The 20,179-nt window shown below is 73.2% G+C and carries 18 protein-coding genes and 1 pseudogene; 7 read left to right on the top strand and 12 right to left on the bottom strand.

The genetic code is table 11. The annotated features are described in order from the left end of the window. Positions 1-46 precede the first annotated feature (46 nt). Positions 47-709, bottom strand: a complete 663-nt coding sequence (gene nucS / locus EJG53_RS12690; protein ID WP_031008081.1) for an endonuclease NucS — start codon at positions 707-709, stop codon at positions 47-49. Between the two features lie 214 nt (positions 710-923). Here nucS and EJG53_RS12685 point away from each other — a divergent pair, with 214 nt between their 5' ends. Then, complete coding sequence (locus EJG53_RS12685; protein WP_125044937.1) at positions 924-1,316, top strand: SCO5389 family protein; 393 nt, start codon at positions 924-926, stop codon at positions 1,314-1,316. Between the two features lie 242 nt (positions 1,317-1,558). Here the strand turns inward: EJG53_RS12685 and EJG53_RS12680 are convergent, their stop codons facing one another. Continuing rightward, the gene (locus EJG53_RS12680) at positions 1,559-2,599 is read right to left on the bottom strand and encodes an LLM class flavin-dependent oxidoreductase (protein WP_125044936.1); all 1,041 of its coding nucleotides are present in this window, start codon (positions 2,597-2,599) and stop codon (positions 1,559-1,561) included. 189 nt (positions 2,600-2,788) lie between these two features. Here EJG53_RS12680 and EJG53_RS12675 point away from each other — a divergent pair, with 189 nt between their 5' ends. Then, positions 2,789-3,106 (top strand): ATP/GTP-binding protein, encoded by a 318-nt coding sequence (locus EJG53_RS12675; RefSeq protein ID WP_125044935.1) that lies wholly within the window; start codon positions 2,789-2,791, stop codon positions 3,104-3,106. A 12-nt stretch (positions 3,107-3,118) separates the two neighbouring features. Here EJG53_RS12675 and EJG53_RS12670 read toward each other — a convergent pair whose 3' ends face one another. The 8 genes and pseudogenes from EJG53_RS12670 to mce form a co-directional block, all read right to left on the bottom strand. Next, entirely contained in the window at positions 3,119-4,093 is a 975-nt protein-coding gene (locus tag EJG53_RS12670) for an ABC transporter permease (RefSeq protein ID WP_125044934.1), read from the bottom strand. Next, a complete protein-coding gene (locus EJG53_RS12665) occupies positions 4,090-4,461 on the bottom strand; it encodes a hypothetical protein (RefSeq protein WP_125044933.1) in 372 nt (123 codons plus the stop codon). The genes EJG53_RS12670 and EJG53_RS12665 overlap by 4 nt, the downstream gene beginning before the upstream one ends. Continuing rightward, positions 4,458-5,741, bottom strand: a complete 1,284-nt coding sequence (locus EJG53_RS12660; protein ID WP_125044932.1) for an ABC transporter ATP-binding protein — start codon at positions 5,739-5,741, stop codon at positions 4,458-4,460. The genes EJG53_RS12665 and EJG53_RS12660 overlap by 4 nt, the downstream gene beginning before the upstream one ends. Positions 5,742-5,902: 161 nt before the next feature. Further along, positions 5,903-6,676: an ABC transporter permease gene (locus tag EJG53_RS12655; RefSeq protein ID WP_125044931.1), complete on the bottom strand. Its 774-nt coding sequence runs from the start codon at positions 6,674-6,676 to the stop codon at positions 5,903-5,905. Between the two features lie 2 nt (positions 6,677-6,678). After that, positions 6,679-7,718 (bottom strand): annotated as a pseudogene (locus EJG53_RS12650) (ABC transporter ATP-binding protein). Between the two features lie 256 nt (positions 7,719-7,974). Continuing rightward, on the bottom strand, positions 7,975-8,913 hold the full coding sequence (locus EJG53_RS12645) for a coiled-coil domain-containing protein (RefSeq protein WP_031008063.1): 939 nt from the start codon (positions 8,911-8,913) through the stop codon (positions 7,975-7,977). A 114-nt stretch (positions 8,914-9,027) separates the two neighbouring features. Continuing rightward, positions 9,028-13,305 (bottom strand): polarized growth protein Scy, encoded by a 4,278-nt coding sequence (scy, locus tag EJG53_RS12640; protein WP_125044930.1) that lies wholly within the window; start codon positions 13,303-13,305, stop codon positions 9,028-9,030. Between the two features lie 199 nt (positions 13,306-13,504). Continuing rightward, the gene (gene mce, locus EJG53_RS12635; RefSeq protein ID WP_125044929.1) at positions 13,505-13,978 is read right to left on the bottom strand and encodes a methylmalonyl-CoA epimerase; all 474 of its coding nucleotides are present in this window, start codon (positions 13,976-13,978) and stop codon (positions 13,505-13,507) included. Positions 13,979-14,151: 173 nt separating this feature from the next. Between mce and EJG53_RS12630 the strand changes: the two genes are divergently transcribed. The 3 genes from EJG53_RS12630 to EJG53_RS12620 all read left to right on the top strand — a co-directional run bounded on the left by EJG53_RS12630 (position 14,152) and on the right by EJG53_RS12620 (position 16,647). Then, complete coding sequence (locus EJG53_RS12630; protein ID WP_125049335.1) at positions 14,152-15,327, top strand: acetyl-CoA C-acetyltransferase; 1,176 nt, start codon at positions 14,152-14,154, stop codon at positions 15,325-15,327. An 87-nt stretch (positions 15,328-15,414) separates the two neighbouring features. Next, a complete protein-coding gene (gene meaB, locus EJG53_RS12625) occupies positions 15,415-16,383 on the top strand; it encodes a methylmalonyl Co-A mutase-associated GTPase MeaB (RefSeq protein ID WP_125044928.1) in 969 nt (322 codons plus the stop codon). Positions 16,384-16,386: 3 nt separating this feature from the next. Next, positions 16,387-16,647, top strand: a complete 261-nt coding sequence (locus tag EJG53_RS12620; RefSeq protein WP_125044927.1) for a hypothetical protein — start codon at positions 16,387-16,389, stop codon at positions 16,645-16,647. Between the two features lie 74 nt (positions 16,648-16,721). On the opposite strand, the gene EJG53_RS12615 is transcribed toward EJG53_RS12620, so the two are convergent. Continuing rightward, positions 16,722-17,384 (bottom strand): PepSY domain-containing protein, encoded by a 663-nt coding sequence (locus tag EJG53_RS12615; RefSeq protein ID WP_125044926.1) that lies wholly within the window; start codon positions 17,382-17,384, stop codon positions 16,722-16,724. A 125-nt stretch (positions 17,385-17,509) separates the two neighbouring features. Between EJG53_RS12615 and EJG53_RS12610 the strand changes: the two genes are divergently transcribed. Beyond that, on the top strand, positions 17,510-18,172 hold the full coding sequence (locus EJG53_RS12610) for a response regulator transcription factor (RefSeq protein ID WP_125044925.1): 663 nt from the start codon (positions 17,510-17,512) through the stop codon (positions 18,170-18,172). After that, positions 18,165-19,574 carry a sensor histidine kinase gene (locus EJG53_RS12605; protein ID WP_125044924.1) on the top strand — a complete coding sequence of 470 codons (1,410 nt, stop codon included), beginning with the start codon at positions 18,165-18,167 and terminating at the stop codon, positions 19,572-19,574. The genes EJG53_RS12610 and EJG53_RS12605 overlap by 8 nt, the downstream gene beginning before the upstream one ends. A 52-nt stretch (positions 19,575-19,626) precedes the next feature. Here the strand turns inward: EJG53_RS12605 and EJG53_RS12600 are convergent, their stop codons facing one another. After that, the gene (locus EJG53_RS12600) at positions 19,627-20,103 is read right to left on the bottom strand and encodes a MarR family winged helix-turn-helix transcriptional regulator (protein WP_031008046.1); all 477 of its coding nucleotides are present in this window, start codon (positions 20,101-20,103) and stop codon (positions 19,627-19,629) included. Between the last annotated feature and the right edge of the window lie 76 nt (positions 20,104-20,179).

Below are 20,179 nucleotides of genomic sequence, written 5' to 3'. Positions count from 1 at the left end.
GGGCGTGCTCACTCCCGGCGCCCCGGCCCGCACCGGTCCGGGCCGCTCAGAACAGCCGCAGCTTGTCGTCCTCGATGCCGCGCAGCGCGTTGTAGTCCAGCACGACACAGCCGATACCGCGGTCGGTGGCCAGCACCCGCGCCTGCGGCTTGATCTCCTGGGCCGCGAAGACGCCCTTCACCGGAGCCAAGTGCGGGTCCCGGTTGAGGAGTTCGAGATAACGGGTGAGCTGCTCGACCCCGTCGATCTCACCGCGCCGCTTGATCTCCACGGCGACCGTCGCGCCGTCCGCGTCCCGGCACAGGATGTCCACCGGGCCGATGGCGGTGGGGTATTCGCGGCGGATGAGCGAGTAGCCCTCGCCGAGGGTCTCGATCCGGTCGGCCAGCAGCTCCTGGAGGTGCGCCTCCACGCCGTCCTTGATGAGACCCGGGTCCACGCCCAGCTCGTGCGCCGAGTCGTGCATCACCTCTTCCAGGGTGATGATGAGCTTCTCGCCCCCCTTGTTCTCCACCGTCCACACACTGCCGTCGCCCTCCTTGAGGGTGCACGGCGGGGACATCCAGTTCAGGGGCTTGTAGGCCCGGTCGTCCGCGTGGATGGAGACCGAACCGTCCGCCTTCACGAGGATCAGGCGAGGGGCCGACGGGAGGTGGGCACTGAGCCGGCCCGCGTAGTCCACGGAGCAACGGGCAATGACGAGACGCATGGTGCGCCACGCTACTCGACCGGAGGCCGCCGACGCGATTCGCCCCTGAACCGCCCGCTCCGCCGGCGGCCGGTTGTCTCGGCAATCTTCTGGTGTGCGCCGGGTGTGCGGCATACCGTTGAAGCGGGGGGTCGTGGTACGGACACGCTCCGTCGCGAAACCCCCGTCCCATCCCTGAGGCTCCGTCCCGGCGGGGCCGCGAGAGGAGAACCTCATGTCGCTCGACGTCTCACCGGCCCTCCTCGAACAGGCCGAGCGAGGCGAGGTCGACGAAGCGGAATTTGTCGACTGCGTCCGGACCTCCTTGCCCTACGCATGGGGGATGATCAGCTCCCTGGTGGCCCAGCTCAAGGTGGACGGCGGCGAGTTCGCCGACAACCGGACGCCGCCGCCGGACGAGCGGGCACGCGGTGAGCTGCTGCGAGCACTGGCGAGTGACGCGATACGCGGATCGTTGGAACGTCACTTCGGTGTGCGGCTGGCATTCCAGAACTGCCATCGGGTCGCGGTCTTCCCGCTCGACCCGTCGGTGGACGACAGGCTGGCCAAGTTCACCTCCGTCCGTGGCCAGCTTCTGAACCAGTCGCCTGAGCTGCGCGACTGCTGACCGAAGATGCTGCCGCTGCGCATGCGCGACGGAGGCCGTACGGCAAGGGTGCGCCGGCGGCAGCATCGGCCGGACCGGCGCGGGTACGGCGGCGCCGGCGCGGCGCGCACGGCGTCCCCCGGGCGCGGGGCCGGGGGACGCCGGGTACGCCGGCGGGGGACGCTGGGCGACGGCGGGCCCGTCCCGACGGCCCGCGCGAGCCGCCCCGCCGCCCCGGAGCAGCCTTCGGAACCGCCTCCGGATCAGCCCTCGGATCGGCCGAGCCGCGGCAGCACCTCGGCGCCCAGCCGCCGGACGTTCTCCTCGGTGGCGGCCAGGTCGCCGGAACCCTCCACCAGCAGCGCGAAGCGCCGGATGCCGGTCCGCTCCGCCGAGGCCGCGAGCCGGTCGGCGCACCGTTCCGGCGGCCCGACCGGATGCAGGTCGCAGAGCAGCTCCGCATAGGCCAGCGGGTCGCGCATGGCGCGGTGCCGACCGTCGACCGTCTCATGGGCCGCCAGCCCGCGCCGCAGCCAGCCCGGCATCGCCTTCGTGAGGACCTCGGCCGCGCCCTGCCGGGTGTCGCCGACCTGCACCACCCCGGCCGAGACGTGCTCCGCCGCTGCGACCAGGTCCGGGTCGCGCCCGGCCGCCAGCGCGGTCCGGCGCCACAGCGCCACCATCTCCGCCTTCTCCTCGTCGCCGCAGTGCATCCCCAGCAGCATCGGCAGCCCGCGCTCGGCGGCCAGCCGCACCGTCCCGGGTGAGGTGCACGCCAGGACGACGGGCGGGCCGGACGGCATCTCCAGCGACTCGTCGGGCCGCGGTACGACGGCGACCTCCCGGAAGGAGTGACGTTCCCCCGCGGCGCCGACCCGCGGCTCGCGCAGCCAGCGGAGCAGCAGGTCCAGCGACTCGGGGAAGTGCTGCTCGTAGGCGGCCAGTCCCGACCCGAAGACCTCCAGGTCCACCCAGGGACCGCCCCGGCCGACACCGAGGGTGAACCGCCCGCCGGAGGTCAGGTGCAGCAGCGCGGCCTGTTCCCCGAGGGCGACCGGATGCTGGGTCGGCAGCACGCTGACGGAGGTGCCGACGCCGATCCGGTGGGTACGGCCCAGCAGCAGGGCGGCCAGTGTCGCCGCCGACGGGCAGACCCCGTACGGCACGAAGTGGTGCTCCGCCAGCCAGACGGCGTCGAGCCCGGCCTCCTCCGCGACTTCCGCGGACCGCACCGCCCGGTGGAGTGCCTCTCCCTGCCCCTGACCGGGAAACTGGGCGGCCAGAATGAAAGTCCCAACACGCATCGCTCTTCTGCCTCCTCGCAGCCGACGCGACATCCCCCTAACAGGCAACAACGGGTGACACGTGCCAAGGGCACGGCCTGCGGCGAAGTTTCCCGATGATCGCAGGATTGCGGCGGCCGACTACGCCCCATGACGGAGCCGCGTAGGGTGGTGACGGCCCGTGACCCCGCAGATTTCCCGAGGTGCCCAGTGTCTCCGCGTCGAAACCGCTCTCGCGGCGGTGAGAAGCCAGCCGACCACGCGGGCGGGGGCCGCTACGGCCTGGAACGTACCGAGGAATGGCGCGGCGAGGAGTGGGTCGTACGGCATCTGGGGGGCGGCGGGGCGGCCAAGCACTACCGCTGCCCGGGGTGCGACCAGGAGATCCCGCCGGGGGTGCCGCACGTCGTCGCCTGGCCGCGGGAGGGCGACGTGGACGAGCGCAGACACTGGCACAAGGCGTGCTGGAACGCACGGGACCGCCGGAGCGCGCGGCTCCAGCGGTCCCGTAACGCGCCGAGGTACTGAGCGGGGCCCCGGTCAGACGTCGCGCTTCTGCAGCGCCGCGTACGCGCCGCCGAGGACGACGGCGGTGACGCCCGCGAGGAGGAGCAGCGGCTGCCAGCCGGTCGGGCCGTCGGGCATGAACGGCTGGCCGTAGAGCGAGGCGAGGTTGTTCGGGACCGAGTACTCGATCAGCTTGGTCGCGAACGGGCGCAGGCTCTCCGAAGTGATCATGAAGACGGCCATCAGCATGGGCAGCAGGACCAGGCCCGTCATCGCGCTGATCGCACCGGCCGAGTGCCGCAGCAGGGTGCCCGCCGCCAGGGACAGCAGACTCAGCACGGCCACGAACAGACCGGCGCCGACGGTGGCGCGCAGCCACTCGTCACCGGTGGGCGCCGGGCCGGTGAGCATCCCGGCGTGCGCCACCGCGACCAGTGCGTTGGAGACCGTGGTGACGACGAACGTCAGCCCGAACAGGACGATCGCCTTGGCGGTCAGCACCCGCGCCCGGCTGGGGCAGGCCGTGAACGTCGTACGAATCATGCCGGTTCCGTACTCCGAGGAGATCACCAGCACGCCGAGCGGGATCACGCACAGCGTCCCCAGCAGCAGGCCGAACCAGGCGAAGCCGAGCTTCGGCTCGACCACCCGGTCCGGGTCCGCCAGGGCCAGCGCCGTCAGCAGCCCGATGCCGACGTTCAGCAGGACCAGCACCCCCAGCGTCCACATCGTGGAGCGCACCGAGCGGATCTTCGTCCACTCGGAGGCGAGCGCGTGGCCCAGGGTCGTCCGGCGCACCGGAATCGGCGAGACGTAGGCCGGACCGGCGCCGCTGGGGCCGGCGGCCTGCCAGGCGGCCGGGATCTGCTGCTGGTGCGGCGGCTGCTGGGCCTGCTGGGGCGCGGCTTGCTGGTGCGCCTGCTGGTGCGGTGCGGGCTGGTGCGGCTGCTGGTAGGGCGCCTGCTGCGGCGGAGGACCGGCGGGCGGCTGCTGGGCCTGGAGCGTCATGGTGCCCGCGTCCTTGGGCGCGCCCTGGGGGCCTGCGGTGCGCTCTGCGGGGCCTGCGGCGCGGGCTGGGCCTGGAGCATCATCGTCCCGGCTTCCTTGCCGGGCGCGGCGGCGGGCGGCTGCTGAGCCTGGAGCATCATCGTTCCGGCTTCACGGGCCGGAGGCTGCGCCGAGGGCTGCGGCTGGGCCGGAGACTGCTCGGCGGGCTGCTGCTGGGGCGCGTGAGCGGCCAGCGGCCGGGGCTCCGGCTGCTCGGCGGGCGGTTGCGCGGGCGGCTGCGGTGCTCCCGCCGGGGGTGTCGGGCCGGTGCCGGGCGCTTCGGTGGCGTGCGGCTCAGGCTGTGGCTGCGGCTGCTGAGGGCTGGTCATCGGGCGTCCTCGGTGTGCGGCTCGGAGGTGTCGGCGGGGGCGGCGGGCTGGGCGGCGGGCGGCATCGGCGCCGGGGCGCCGGCCTGCGGGCCCGGCTGCGGCTGCCCGTACGGGTTCGGCTGTCCGTACGGCGAGCCCTGGCCGGCCATCGGCGGCGGGTAGCCCTGGCCCGGCACGCCGCCGGGCCCCTGCGCGTACGGGTTCGGCTGCCTCTGAGCCCCGGGGAGCGGCTGACCCGGGTGGCCGGGCTGCCCGTACGGGCCCGGCTGCGGCGCCGCGTACCCCTGCGGCGGCTGCCCCGGCGCGCCCGGGCCCTGCGGCGCGAGACCAGGCGCTTGCTGCTGGAGGCCGGCCCGCTGGTCGGTCGTCGAGCGGTAGTCCACGACCCCCTGCGTCAGTTGCATGTACGCCTCTTCCAGCGACGCCTGATGCGGCGACAGCTCCCACAGGCGGATGTCCGCGTCGTGCGCGAGGTCGCTGATGCGGGGCAGCAGCAGCCCGCTGACGCGCAGCGCGCCGTCCTGCTCCGGTACGACCCGGCCACCCGCCTCGCCGAGCAGCGCGCCCAGCTTCTCGCGCAGCTCCGGCTCGGTGTCCGGCGTACGGACGCGGGCGAAGTCGGCGGAGTTGGCCGAGATGAAGTCCTTGACCGACATGTCGGCCAGCAACTGGCCGCGGCCGATGACGATGAGGTGTTCGGCGGTCAGCGCCATCTCGCTCATGAGGTGCGAGGAGACGAAGACCGTACGGCCCTCGGCGGCCAACTGCTTCATCAGGTTGCGGACCCACAGGATGCCTTCGGGGTCCAGGCCGTTGACCGGCTCGTCGAAGAGCAGCACCTGCGGGTCGCCGAGCAGCGCCGCCGCGATGCCCAGGCGCTGGCCCATGCCGAGCGAGAAGCCGTTGGAGCGCTTGCGGGCGACGTCCTGGAGGCCGACCACGCCGAGGACCTCGTCGACGCGGCGGGCCGGGATGCCGGAGAGCTGGGCGAGGCAGAGCAGGTGCTGGCGCGCGCTGCGGCCGCCGTGCACCGCCTTGGCGTCGAGCAGGGCGCCGACGTGCCGAGGGGCGTTGGGCACCTGGCGGAACGGGATGCCGCCGATCGTGACGCGGCCGCTCGTCGGGGTGTCCAGCCCCAGGATCATGCGCATCGTCGTGGACTTGCCGGAGCCGTTGGGGCCCAGGAAGCCGGTGACGGTGCCCGGCCGCACCTGGAACGACAGGTTGTGCACGGCTGTCTTGGCGCCGTAGCGCTTCGTCAGACCGAATGCCTCGATCATTCTCCGCCCCTCAGAAATGGTTCGGGGCAGAGGTGCTCTCGTACCCCCGTGAGGGTTAGGAGGTTATCCGCAGGCTGACGGTTCCCGTCAAAACGCGGGCCGGCGCGGGGGCCCGGGGCGCGGCCGGCCCGCGCCGTACGGCCGCCGCCGGCGCCCCGGCCTCAGGCGTCGCGCCGCTTCAGCAGGACGTATCCGCACACCAGGGCGGCCACCGTCCACGCCACCATGATGGCGAACCCGCCCCACGGCCCGTACGGCACCTCGTCCCCGGCCGGCGGCACCACCTGCATCACCTTCTGGCCGGCCTGGTCGGGGAGGTACCAGCCGATCTTCTTGGTGGCCGAGACGTTCCCCAGGACGGTGGAGATCAGGAAGAAGAACGGCATCAGGATGCCCAGCGCCAGCATCGGGCTGCGCAGCATCGTGGCCACGCCCATCGAGAACACCGCGATCAGCGTCATGTACAGCCCGCCGCCCACCACGGCGCGCAGGACGCCCGGGTCGCCGAGGGACGCCGCGTGCGTGCCGAGCATCGCCTGCCCGATGGAGAAGGAGAGGAAGGCCGTCACGAAGGAGACGACGAGGGCGAGCAGGGTGGCGACGGCGACCTTGCTGAAGAGGAAGGTGCCGCGCTGCGGTACGGCGGCGAGCGAGGTACGGATCATGCCGGTGCTGTACTCGTTGGAGACCACCAGCACCCCGAAGACGATCATCGCGAGCTGGCCCAGTCCCATCCCGGCGAAGCTGATGGCCGTGGCGTCGAAGGTGATCCGGTCGCGGGGGGACATGGTGCCGAAGTCGTTGGAGGCGAGCAGGCAGATCAGCGCGCCCAGCGCGACCGTGACGACCAGCGCGACGCCCAGCGTCCACACCGTGGACCGCACCGACCGGATCTTCGTCCACTCCGACTTCAGGACCTGCGGGACGGCCGCCATCGTCAGGACCTCCGCTTCGTGTTCCGCCAGCCGGCGCCCCAGCCACCGCCGGGCGGGGTGCCCGGGGGCGGCGCTCCCGGCGTCCCGGGCGGCGGCGGGGCCTCCGGCAGGCCGTCCTCCGGCGCCGCGGGCCGCGGTGTCGCCGAGTGCGCGTGGTACTCCACCGAGCCGGCGGTCAGTTGCATGAACGCTTCCTCCAGGGACGCCTGCTGCGGGCTCAGTTCGTGCAGCACGATCCGGTGCCGCGCGGCCAGCTCACCGAGGTCGGCGGCGCTCACCCCGTCGACCTCCACCGCCTCGCCGGCCGGCGAGGCATGGTGCCCGGCCCCCGGAGCACGTCGAGCAGCCGCTCGCGCTCCGGCGACCGCATCCGTACGTACGCGCGCGAGTTCTCCCGGATGAACTGCGCCATCGAGGTGTCCGCCAGCAGCCGCCCTTGGCCGATGACGATGAGGTGGTCGGCGGTCAGCGCCATCTCACTCATCAGGTGCGAGGAGACGAAGACGGTGCGGCCCTGGGCGGCCAGACCCTTCATCAGGTTGCGGATCCAGTGGATGCCCTCGGGGTCGAGTCCGTTGACCGGCTCGTCGAACATGAGGATCTCGGGGTCGCCGAGCAGCGCGGCCGCGATGCCCAGGCGCTGGCCCATGCCCAGGGAGAAGCCGTTGGAGCGCTTCTTGGCCACCCCGGTGAGGCCCACGGTGTCCAGCACCTCGTGGACGCGGGCGCGCGGGATGCCGTTGCTCTGGGCCAGGCACAGCAGGTGGTTGAAGGCGCTCCGGCCGCCGTGCACGGCCTTGGCGTCCAGCAGGGCGCCGATGTGCTCCAAGGGGTTGGACAACTGCCGGTAGTGCCGTCCGTCGATACGGACCTGTCCCGACGTCGGGTGGTCCAGGTCGAGCATCATCCGCATCGTCGTGGACTTACCGGCGCCGTTGGGGCCGAGGAAGCCGGTGACGATCCCGGGCCGCACGGTGAAGGTCAGCCCGTCCACGGCGAGCTTGTCGCCGTACCGCTTGGTCAGCCCCGCGCTCTCGATCATGTACAGCACGCTAAGCGGGGGCCGGTGCCCCCGCATCTCGGGCGTACCGGACACCGCGCGGAAGGGCCACCGGTCGCCGGACCGCCCCCGTACGACGGTCCGTACATCTGCTGAAAGCATTCCGCCCGCCCGGCCTCCGGGGGAGAGGCGGGGCGGGCGGAGCGCGTCTGCTGCCGTCGGGCGCGGTCCCGGCCGTCACGGGAGCGGGCTGCGGGAGCCCACCGGCCGTACCGGCGTCACAACGGCGAACGGCGCCTCAGCGCGACTGCTGCGCCGGGACGCCGCGGGAGATGGGCTCCTCGTCCGCCGGGGTGCCGGCCGCGGCGACCGCCGCGCCGGTGAGCGTGGCGAGCATCTCGCGGACGTTCGTCAACTGGGCGTTGATGGAGTCCCGGCGGTTGGTCAGCGCCGCCAGCTCCCGCTCGGACTCGCTGCGGATCCGGTCCGCCTTGGCGTTCGCGTCCGCCACGATGTCCTCGGCCTGGCGCTGCGCCGTCTCCACCGTCTGGCGGGCCCGGCGCTCCGCGTCCGTCCGCAGCTTCTCGGCCTCCAGCCGGAGCTGCTCGGCCCGGTGCTCGATCTCCGCCAGCCGCTTCTCGGCCTTGGCCTGACGGGAGGCCAGGTCCCGCTCGGACTGCTCGCGGCGCTTGGCCAGGTTGGTCTCGAAGTCCGCGGCGGCCTGCGCGGCCTTGGCGCGGGTCTCCTCGAAGAGGGAGTCCGCCTCCTCCCGCTTGGACTGCGCGTCCTTCTGCGCCTCGGCGCGCAGCGCGGTCGCCTCGCCCTGCGCCTTCTCGACGATGCGGGCGCCCTCGTCCTCGGCCTTGGCCTTGCGGTCCGTCGCGAACTGCTCGGCGTCGTTACGGACCTGCTGGGCGGCCGACTCGGCCAGCTCGCGGTGCTGCTCGGCGGCCCGCCGGGCCTCCTCGCGCAGGTCCTTCGCCTCTTCCTCCGCCAGCCGGAGGATCTTCTCGACCCGCGCGCCGAGGCCCGCGTAGGACGGTTCGGCGTCGTTGACCTGGGCCTGGGCGTTCTGCGTTTCGAGGTGCAGCTCCTCGATCCGCTTCTCCAGCGAGGTGATACGGGCCAGGGCGCTGTCGCGGTCGGCGACCAGCTTCGAGATGCGGTCGTCCACCTGACCGCGGTCGTACCCACGCCGCACGAGCTCGAAGCCGTAGGGGGAGGAAGTGTCGCTCATGGGGTTCCTGTCGAAAGAGACCGGTGAGGTGATAAAGGGAATCCTAGGGGCCGCAACGGCGTGTCATCGAGTCATTGCGCGTTTGAAGTGCAGAATGGCCCCTCATTCGGGTGGCTACCCCTCAGACTGCTTGCCACTCGAACGAGTTGCGCCCGCCCCCGCCGCGGCCTTCGCCCCGTCCTTGCCACCACCGTTGGCCGGGGCCTCGAAAGACTCCAACGCCTCCAGCACGTCCTGGACACGGGAGATCTCCGTGTTGATGTCCTTGCGGCGCCGCACCAGCACCTCCAGCTCGCGCTTGCCCTCCTCGACGATCCGCTCCGCCTCCGCGCGGGCCTCGGCGCGCATCCGCTCCGACTCCCGTACGGCCTCGGCCTTCTTCTGCTCGGCCTCCTTGAGCAGCCCCTCCGCCTTCTTGACCGCCGCGATGCGGACCTTGCTGGCCTCGCTGCTGGCGTCCGACACCATCCGCTTGGCCTTCTCCTCGGCCTCCGCCTGCTGCTGCGTGGCCTGCGCGATCAGCTTGTCGACCCGCTCCCCGGCGTTCTTCATCGTCTCCGAGGACTCGCGGCGGGCCCGCTCGTGCAGCTCCTCGACCTCGCTCTCGATCCGGGCCCGCAGCTCCTCGGCGCGGTCCCTTATCGCGGTGGCGTCCCCGCGGGCCTCGCTCAGCAGGACGTCCGCGTCCGTACGGGACTTCTCGACCCGCGCGTTGCCCTCGGCGGTGGCCTCGGCGACGATTCGGTCGGCCTCCTTGCGGGCCGCGCCCACCATCCGGTCGGCCTGCTCCTCGGCGGCGGTCGCCGACTTCAGCGCCTCCTCCTGGGCCTTGGCCACCAGTTGGTCGGCCTGCTCGGCGGCGTCCGCGCGGCGCTGCGCGGCGTCCTTGCGGGCCGCGTCGACGGTCTGCTCCGACTCCTCCAGCGCCTCGGTGCGCAGCCGGTCGGCCTCCGCCTCCGCTTCCGCCTTGATCCGCTCGGACTCGGCCCGCGTACGGGTGGCGTGCTCCTGCGCCGAGGTGACGGTGTCCGCCGCCTCCGCGCGCAGCCGATCCGCCTCCGCGGTGGCCTCGGCGATCATCCGGTCCGCCTGCTCGCGGGCGTCCGCCCGGGTGCGGTCGGCGTCCCGCTCGGCGCCCGCGACGGTCTCCGCGGCGTCCGCGCGCAGCCGCTCGGCCTCGCTGCCCGCCTCGGAGATCAGCGTGTCGGCCTGCTCCGCGGCGTCCGAACGGGTCCTGTTCGCCGCCTCGCGTGCCTCGTCGCCGATCCGCTCCGCCTCCTGGCGCGCGGTCTCCAGCGTCTCGGCGGCCTCGGCCCGCAGCCGCTCCGCCTCGCCGGTCGCCTCCGCGACCAGCTCCGCCGCCCGCTGCTCGCCCTCGGCGCGCAGCCGCTCGGCGGCCTCCCGGCCCTCGCGCACCGTACGGTCCGCGTCGTCCTGCGCCGAAGAGGTCAGCTCGGTGGCCTCGGTGACGATCCGTTCGGCCTCCGCGCGCGCCTCGGTGAGCAGCCGGTCCACCTGTTCGGCGGCGTCCGAACGCATCCGGTTGGCGTCGTTGCGGGCCTCCGCGCGGGCGCGGTTGGCGTCCTGCTCGGCCGAGGCCAGCGCGTCGGACGCGTCCGTCCGCATCTGCTGCGCCTTGGCGGAGGCGTCCGACACCAGCTTCTCGGCCTGCGCGGTGGCCTCCGCGATCAGGCTGTCGGCCTGTTCGGCGGCGTCCGTACGCGCCTGGCCGGCCGCTTCGCGCGCCTCGTCCAGCGTGCTCTCGGCCTCCGCGCGCAGCCGCTCGGCCTCGGCGGCGGCCTCGGTGCGCAGCCGGTCGGCCTCCGCGATGGCCTCCGCGACCGTACGGTCGGCGAGGGCCTTGGCGGCCTCGGCCTCCTCCTGGGCCTCGCGCCGGGTGCGGCCCGCGTCCTCGGCGGCGCGCTCGCGCTCCGCGTAGGCGTCGGCCCGTACCCGGTCGGCCTCCTCCTGCGCCTCGGTCCGCGTACGGTCCGCGGCGTGCTCGGCGGCCGAGCGCAGCCCGGCGATCTCCTCCTCGGCCTGCTCGTGCAGCCCGGCGACCGCGTCCCGCACCTGCTGGGCGGTCTGCTCCGCGGCGGCGACCAGCTCGGCGGCGCGCCGGTCCGCCTCCTCGACCAGCCGCTCCGCCTCCTCCTGCGCCTCGGCGACCCGCTTGCGGGCCGAGGCGAGCAGCTCCTCGCTCTGCTCGCGCGCGGCGGTGCGCTCCTGGTGGGCCTCCTCGCGGGCCTCGCCGAGCAGCTCCTCGGCCTCCCGGCGGCGGCGGGCCGCCTCCTCCTGGGCGGCGGCCAGCGCCTCGGCGGCCTCGGCGCCGGTACGCTCCGCGGCGGCCGCGGCCTCCGCGCGCACCCGGTCCGCGGTCTCCTGCGCCTCGGTCTTCAGCCGCTCCGCCTCGGCGGCGGCGTCACTGCGCAGCCGTACGGCGACGGACTCGCCCTCGGCGCGCGCGGCGGACGCGTCGGTCGCCGCCTCCGTACGCAGCCGCTCGGCCTCGTCCTCGGCCTGCTGCTGGAGCACCCGCAGCCGCTCCGCGGACTCCGCCTTGAGCTTGGCGGCCTCCTCCTGCGCCTCCCGGCGCAGCTTCTCGGCCTCGCCGCGGGCGTCGTGCAGCGCCTCCTCGGCCGCGGTGACCTTCTCCGCGGCGTCCGCCTGGAGCCGGTCCAGCTCCTCCTGCACCTCGGTACGGCGCTCGGCGGCGGCCTCCTCGGCCTCCGTACGGAGCTGCCGCGCGGCCTCCTCGGCCTCCGCCTTCAGCGCCGCGGCGGCCTCCTCGCCCTCGCTGCGCAGCTCCTCGGCCTCCGCACGGGCGCGCTCCAGCGCCTCCTCGGCCTGCTTGCGCAGGGCCGTGGCCCGCTCGATGGCCTCGGTACGGACCCGCTCGCTCTCCGCGCTCGCGCCCGAACGTGTCTCCTCGGCGTCGGCCTTCGCCTCGGCCAGCAGCTCCTCGGCCCGGGCGGCCGCCTCCTCGATCTGCTGGACCGCCTCACGGCGCGCCTCGGCCCGGATCCGGTCGCCCTCGTCGACGGCCTCGGACCGGAGCTGCTCGGCCTCGCCGCGCAGCCGCCGTGCCTCCTCCTGGAGCTCGACGGTCTTGGCGCGGTACTCCTTCGTGTCGTCCTTGGCGGCGCCCTTGAGCTGCTCGGCGGTGTCGTGCGCCTCACCGCGCAGCCGGTCCGCCTCGGCCTCGGCCTCCCGGCGGACCCGCTCGGCCTCCTCGGCGGCGGCCTTCGTGGTGGCCTTGGCGTCCTCGGACGCCTTGGTCAGCACCTCCTCGGCGGTCCGCGCGGCCTTCGCGAGCTGCGCCGCGGAGTCCTCCGCCGCCTTGGACCTGGCGGCCTCCTGCGCCTCGGCGACCAGCCGCTCGGCCTCCGTACGGGCGTCCGCGCGCAACTGCTCGGCCTCCGCCTTGAGGGCGTCGGCCTCCTTCGTGGCCTCGGCGACCAGCCGGGCGATCTCCGCCTTGGCGGTCCGCAGCCGCTGCTCCTGGTCGGACTCGGCGGCCGACAGCCGCTTGGCGGCGCTCTCCTGCGCCTCGGTGACCAGCTTCTCCGCCTCGGCGCGGGCCTCGCGCAGCGCGCGGTCGGCCTCCTGCAGCCGTTCCTCGGCGGTCCGCGTCAGCTCGGCGGACTGCCGCCGCGCCTCCTCGGTCTCCGTACCGACGCTCGTCCGGAGCTGCTCGGCCTGCTCGGTGGCCTCCTGGGCCTGGGTGGAGGCGGCGTTCAGCAGCCGCTCGGCGTCCGTACGGGCCCGGCGCAGGAGCGCGTCGGCCTCGGCGCGGGCCTGCTCGGCCTCGCTGCCCAGCCGGGCGCGGGTCTGCTCGGCCAGCCGCTGCGCCTCGGCGCGGGCGGCGCTCAGCGCCTGCTCGGCCTCGGCCCGCGACTCGTCCATGAGCCGGCGCGCCTGCGACTCCGTACGGGCGCGAAGCTGCTCCGCCCAGGCGACGTTCTCGTTGACGTGCGACTCGACGGTCTGGCGGCGCTCGTTGAGCTCCTCGTCCAGCCGGCGGCGCCGTTCGACCGCCTCGGCGTGCAGGTCGGCCTCCATGCGCGCCTGGCGCTCGGCCTGCTCCTGCAGGAGCCGCTGCGTCTGGGCGCGGGCCTCGCGCACCTCGCGCTCGGCGTCCGTACGCAACTGGTCGGCCTGGATCTGGGCGTTGCGCAGGAGCTGCTCGGCCTGATGGCTGACGTTGTCGTAGGCGGGGCGGGCCGCGATGGTGCGCCGCGCCTCGTGGAGCTTGGCTCGCAACACCTCGACCTGGTACCCGAGGTCGTCGGCGTGCTGGACCGCCTTGTCCCGCTCGGTCTTCAGCCGCTCCATCTCGGCCTCGAACTGCGAGAGGTGGTCGTCAGCCTCGTAGCGGTCGTTGCCCCGCACTGCGCGGTCCCATCCGTCCCCTGGTCATGGTGGCGGCCGGCTCCCATCTGCTCGTCCGCAGCCCGAATTGCCTCGTGCCGGGCGCGTGCTGGAGCTGACCCTTCCGAAGAAATGGTGTCAGATCATCGGCGGAGTGTGGACCGGGCCCCGACCCGGCCCCCGGCCGAAGGTGCACTCTACCGGCCGGGGAAGGGAAAGGTCAGTGCTCAGTCGTGGAGGGAGACGAGGAAGCGGGGCCGGCAGTTCCCTCGTGGGGCGCCGCGGTGACCAGTTCGGTCAGGACACCGTGGCAGTCCTTGGGGTGCAGAAAGGTGATCCGCGACCCCATGGAACCGGTGCGCGGCGCGTCGTAGAGCACCCGCACCCCCTTGTCCCGAATGGCCTCGGAGTCCCCGTCCACATCCGCCGTACCGAAGGCGATGTGATGCACTCCCTCCCCGTTCTTGGCGAGCCACTTGCCCACCGCGGAGTCCGCCCGGGTGGGTTCCAGGAGCTGGAGGTACGAGGCGCCGCCGTCCGACGTATCGTTGATCTTCAGCATGGCCTCGCGGACGCCCTGCTCCTCGTTGACCTCGGTGTGGAAGACCTCGAAGCCGTACGTGGCGCGGTAGAACTCGACGGTCGCGTCGAGGTTCTCGCAGGCGATCCCGATGTGGTCGATTCGCGTCAGCATGGCTCCAGTGCACCGCCCGCACGCGTGGTTACGCAACGTGCGCGCGATCACACCCGCGGCCCGGTGACCCGGCGTCTACCGCTCAGTACATTGACGGGAACCCTCGTTAACCTCCCTGTACAGGAAGGGCCGCGCTGATGTCGACAGCGAACGGTACGTCCAGCACCACCTCCGTGATCGTCGCGGGCGCCCGTACCCCCATGGGCCGCCTGCTGGGGTCCCTGCGCAGCTTCTCCGGCGCCGACCTGGGCGGGGCGGCCATCAAGGCCGCGCTGGACCGGGCGGGCATCGGCGGCGACCAGGTGCAGTACGTGATCATGGGTCAGGTGCTGCAGGCCGGCGCGGGCCAGATCCCCGCCCGCCAGGCCGCCGTCAAGGCCGGCATCCCGATGAGCGTGCCGGCGCTGACCGTCAACAAGGTCTGCCTCTCCGGCCTGGACGCCATCGCCCTCGCCGACCAGCTCATCCGCGCCGGCGAGTTCGACGTGGTCGTCGCGGGCGGTCAGGAGTCCATGACCAACGCGCCCCACCTGCTGCCCAAGTCCCGTGAGGGCTTCAAGTACGGCGCCGTCGAGATGCTCGACTCGATGGCCCATGACGGCCTCACCGACGCGTACGAGAACGTCGCCATGGGCGAGTCGACCGAGAAGCACAACACCCGTCTGGGCATCGGCCGCGCCGAGCAGGACGAGATCGCCGCCCGCTCCCACCAGCGGGCCGCCGCCGCCCAGAAGAACGGCCTCTTCGAGGCCGAGATCACCCCCGTGGAGATCCCGCAGCGCAAGGGCGAGCCGGTCGTCTTCAGCAAGGACGAGGGCATCCGCGCCGAGACGACCACCGAGACCCTGGCCAAGCTGCGCCCCGCCTTCGCCAAGGACGGCACCATCACCGCCGGCACCTCCTCCCAGATCTCCGACGGCGCCGCCGCGGTGGTCGTGATGAGCAAGGCAAAGGCCGAGGAACTGGGTCTCGACTGGATCGCCGAGATCGGCGCCCACGGCAACGTGGCGGGCCCGGACAATTCCCTCCAGTCCCAGCCGAGCAACGCGATCCGGCACGCACTGGGCAAGGCGGGCCTCACCGTCGAGGATCTTGACCTGATCGAGATCAACGAGGCGTTCGCCGCGGTGGCCGTGCAGTCAATGAAGGACCTCGGGGTGTCGCCGGAAAAGGTGAACGTCAACGGCGGAGCCATTGCGCTCGGTCACCCGATCGGCATGTCCGGCGCCCGCATCGTGCTCCACCTCGCCCTGGAACTCCGGCGGCGCGGCGGCGGCATCGGCGCGGCGGCACTGTGCGGCGGCGGTGGTCAGGGCGACGCGCTGATCCTCCGCGTCCCCGGCAAGTAACCGCGGCGCGACGGACCGGGCGGGCCGAACCCCGCCCGCCCCGTGACGCAGCGTGACCGTAAGAACCGAGACAGGAGGAGCTGGGCCGTGGTGGACGTCCCCGAACTGGTGGAACAGGCGCGGCAGGGCCGGCCGCGGGCCGTGGCCCGGCTGATCTCGCTGGTGGAGGGCGCGTCCCCGCACCTGCGCGAGGTAATGGCCGCGCTGGCCCCCCTGGCAGGCGGCGCGTACGTCGTCGGTCTCACCGGCTCACCCGGCGTGGGCAAGTCGACCTCCACGTCCGCCCTGGTCAGCGCCTACCGACGGGCCGGCAAACGGGTCGGCGTGCTCGCCGTCGACCCGTCCTCCCCGTTCTCCGGCGGCGCCCTCCTCGGCGACCGCGTCCGGATGTCGGACCACGCGTCCGACCCCGGCGTCTACATCCGCTCCATGGCCACCCGGGGCCACCTGGGCGGCCTCGCCTGGGCCGCCCCCCAGGCCATCCGGGTCCTGGACGCGGCCGGCTGCGACGTGATCCTCGTCGAGACGGTGGGCGTCGGCCAGTCCGAGGTCGACATCGCCGGCCAGGCCGACACCACGATGGTCCTGCTGGCCCCCGGCATGGGCGACGGCATCCAGGCCGCCAAGGCCGGAATCCTGGAGATCGGCGACGTCTACGTCGTCAACAAGGCCGACCGCGACGGCGCCGACGCGACGGCCCGCGAGCTCAACCACATGCTCGGCCTCGGCGAGGCCCGCGCCCCCGGCGACTGGCGCCCGCCCATCGTCAAGACGGTCGCCGCCCGGGGCCAGGGCACCGACGAGGTGGTCGAAGCCCTGGAAAAGCACCGCGCCTGGTCGGAAGAGCACGGCACCCTGGCGGAACGCCGCCGCGCCCGGGCGGCCCGAGAGGTCGAGACGATCGCGGTCACCCGGCTGCGGGAGCGGATCGGCGACCTGAGGGGCGACCGCCGCCTCTCCGTCCTCGCGGAGCGGATCGTGGCGGGGGAACTGGACCCGTACGCGGCGGCGGATGAGCTGGTGGCGGGGGTCACGGGGGAGGAGACGGAGGGCTGACGGATGGACCGCACGGCCCTGGACGCGCTGGCGGCCAGGATGAAAGAGAGCGGGACTCCTGACCGGGAGCAGGTGTTCCGGGAGTTGCGGGAACAGGGGATGTCTCCTATCGAGACCATCTATGTCGCGGCCCGGGTGTTCGACATGTCTCTCCCGGAAGCGAAGAGCGCAATCTACGAGAGTCCGGCTTGGCGCGATCAAGGAGCGGACTGGCGGCGGTTGCAGGATGAAGCCGCCGAGAGTGCCGGCGACAGCTCGCACTGAGTGAAGGCCACGGCTCAGGAGGGGCTCCCCGCGTGGGGAGCCCCTCCGTTCGTGAGCGGCAGGCTGTGGAGCCCTCAGTCGTCCTGCCCATCGTTGTCGTTGTCGTCCGAGTCCCGCGGAGCAACCGCCACCTTGGCAGTCTTCGGATCAACAGTGAGCTTGTGCTCCTTGCCGTCCTTGGAGACGGTCTCGACCTCCCAGACGGCGCTGGAACGGTGGTCGTCGTCCAGGTCGACGGAGGTGACGGTCCCGTACCGGCCGGCCGCCTTCCGGGCCGCCGTCGTGGCGTCGACGGTGGTGCCCTTGAGCTCGGCGCGGGCGTGGTCGACGCCGTGGTCGTCGTCACCTTCGTGTTCGACGTGCTGGTTCAAAACCTTCGCGTTGCCCGCGTCGAGGGTGACCTCGTGCCACTTGTTGTCCTTGCCGAGGACGTCGACCTCCCAGACCAGGCCGGGACGGTCCTGGTCGAGGTCGATGCCGGTGACGGCGCCGGGGGCGGCCTTCAGGGCCGCCGCGGCGGCCTCGGGGGCGGAGACGGTCGCCGCCTTGGCCTCCCGCGCGTCCTCGCGCACGTCGTCGTCGGGAACGCTGACGCTGGAACGCGGCGCGGACGACGTGGCCGACGCGGACGGCGAAGACACCTGCCCGGAGTCGCCACCAAGGGCGACGGCGGTAACCGCGCCACCCCCGACGATCGCTGCCGCGGCCACAGTGGCGATGACGATGTTGCGCTTCATCTCGGTTCGTTCTCCCCGGTCGGTGAGGTGTGCTCGATGACGTGCTCCACAGTGGCCGGGGGAAGCTGAAGCCAGGCTGAAGTCACCTGAAGGGCTCTTCAGGCGGCCGGTGGCATCGTGTGCGTATGCGCCTGTTGATCGTGGAGGACGAGAAGCGGCTGGCCCTGTCGCTGGCCAAGGGGCTGACGGCCGAGGGGTACGCGGTCGATGTGGTGCACGACGGCCTGGAGGGCCTGCACCGGGCGGGTGAGGGCACGTACGACCTGATCGTGCTGGACATCATGCTGCCGGGGATGAACGGCTACCGCGTCTGCGGGGCGCTGCGTGCCGCCGGCAACGACGTGCCGATCCTGATGCTGACGGCCAAGGACGGGGAGTACGACGAGGCCGAGGGGCTGGACACCGGCGCGGACGACTACCTGACGAAGCCGTTCTCGTACGTGGTGCTGGTGGCCCGGATCAAGGCGCTGCTCCGCCGCCGGGGACGGACCGCGTTGCCCGTGCTGCGCGTGGGGGAGCTGAGCATCGACCAGGGGGCCCGGCGGGTGGAGCGGGACGGGGAAGAAATCGTCCTCACCACCAAGGAGTTCGCCGTGCTGGAGCAACTGGCGCTGCGCGCGGGGGACGTGGTGTCGAAGGCGGAGATCCTGGAGCACGTCTGGGACTTCGCGTACGAGGGGGACGACAACATCGTCGAGGTGTACGTGAGCGCGCTGCGCCGGAAGCTGGGCGCCGCGGCGATCGCGACGGTGCGCGGCGCCGGGTACCGGCTGGTGTCCGGTGCGTAGGTTCTTCGGGAAGGTACGGGTCCGGGCCGCGGCGGGCGCCTCCCTCGTGGTGGCGGTCGCGCTGGTCGCGGCGGGCACGGCGCTGCTGCTGGTGCTGAAGAACAACCTGGTGGGGCAGGCGGATTTGCAGGCGGAGAACGCCGCGCGGGAGGTCGCGACGCAGATCGCGACCGGCAAGCCGTACGAGAAGCTCGACCTGCCGGACGGGGACGACCTTCCGGTGGTGGTGCTGGCCGAGGACGGGCGGGTGCTGGCGGCGGGCGACGACGTACGGGCGGTGGACGGCAAGGCCGTGACGGAGCGGCATCCGCCGACGGCGCGGCAGCCCGACGGGGCCGGCTCTGGCGACGATGACGACGACCGGGAGATCAAACCGGGCGAGGTCGACGACGAGGCCCGGCACAGCGGCGGTACGGCCACCGTCGGGCACCGGACGGCGGACTACCGGTTCGCCACCGTCGAGGCCAAGGACACCCAGGGCGACAAGGCCGTCGTACGGGCGGGCGCACCGCTGGCGGCCGAGCGCGAGGCAGTGGGCTCGGTGCGCACCGCGATGCTCATCGGGCTGCCCTGCCTGCTGCTCGTCGTGGCCGGGGTGACCTGGCTGGTCACGCGGCGGGCGCTGCGCCCGGTGGAGGGCATCCGGCGGGAGATGGCGGCGATCACGGCCAGTACGGACCTGTCGCGGCGGGTGCCGGAGCCGGGCTCGCGGGACGAGATCGACCGGCTGGCCCGTACGACCAACGAGACGCTGGGCGCGCTCCAGGAGTCGGTGGAGCGGCAGCGCCGGTTCGTCGCGGACGCCTCGCACGAGCTGCGCAGCCCGATCGCGAGCCTGCGGACACAGTTGGAGGTGGGCATCGCCCACCCGGAACTGCTGGACGCGGAGGGCGCCGTGGAGGACGCCGTACGGCTGCAGAACCTGGCCGCCGACCTGCTGCTGCTGGCGCGGCTGGACGCGGGGGAGCGGCCGGCGGACACCCGGATCGACCTGGCGGCGCTGGTGCGCGAGGAGGTCTCGCAGCGGGTGGGCGACCGGATCGCCGTGGAGGTGGGCGAGCCGGCGGGCGTGGAGGTCGCCGGGTCGCGGAGCCAGCTCGGGAGGGTGCTGGGGAACCTGCTGGACAACGCGCAGCGGCACGCGGCGGGTGCCGTACGGGCCGGTGTGGTGCGGGACGGCCGGTGGGCCGTGCTGCGGGTCGAGGACGACGGGCCCGGGGTGCCGCCGGAGGAGCGGGAGCGGATCTTCGAACGGTTCGTACGGCTCGACGACGCCCGCAGCCGGGACGACGGCGGGGCCGGACTCGGCCTCGCCATCGCCCGCGACGTGGCGGAACGGCACGGCGGCACGCTGACCGTGCGCGACGGCTCGGTGTTCGAACTGCGGCTGCCGGCGGCGTAGCGGCCGTCGGCGGTGCGTGACGGCCCGCCCCGTACCCCCGGCGGCGCAGCCGTCAGACCTTGCCGCGGCGCCCCCGGAGATGCTCGGCCACCGGGGTCAGCGACGCCCGGAGGGATTCGAGGTTCTCGGGGGCGAACAGGTCGATGAAGTGCCGCCGTACGGACGCGACGTGGTGCGGCGCGACCCGGCGCATGGTGTCCCAGCCGTCGTCCGTGAGCACCGCGTACAGACCGCGGCGGTCGGACTCGCAGCTCTCCCGGCGTACCAGGCCCGCGTTCTCCATCCGGGTGATCTGGTGGGACAGGCGGCTCTTGGACTGCAGGGTGGCGGCCGCCAGGTCGCTCATGCGCAGCCGCCGGTCCTCGGCCTCGGAGAGGTTGACCAGGATCTCGTAGTCGTTGTTGGTCAGTCCGAACGGCTGCAGGTCGCGCTCCAGCTGGTGCATCAGCAGCCGGCTGACGTCCAGGTGGGTGCGCCAGGCTCGCTGCTCCTGCTCGGTCAGCCAGGGAGTGTCGCTGTCGGTCGTCATGAATGAATTCTACCCGTGGAAGTTGAATATCGAATTAGTCATGGCTTGTGACATGCCTCAGGCGCTCGGTCGGGCG

This window comes from Streptomyces chrestomyceticus JCM 4735 (assembly GCF_003865135.1).
GTDB classification, from domain to species: Bacteria; Actinomycetota; Actinomycetes; order Streptomycetales; family Streptomycetaceae; genus Streptomyces; species Streptomyces chrestomyceticus.
This window is presented reverse-complemented; position numbering and strand designations above follow the sequence as displayed.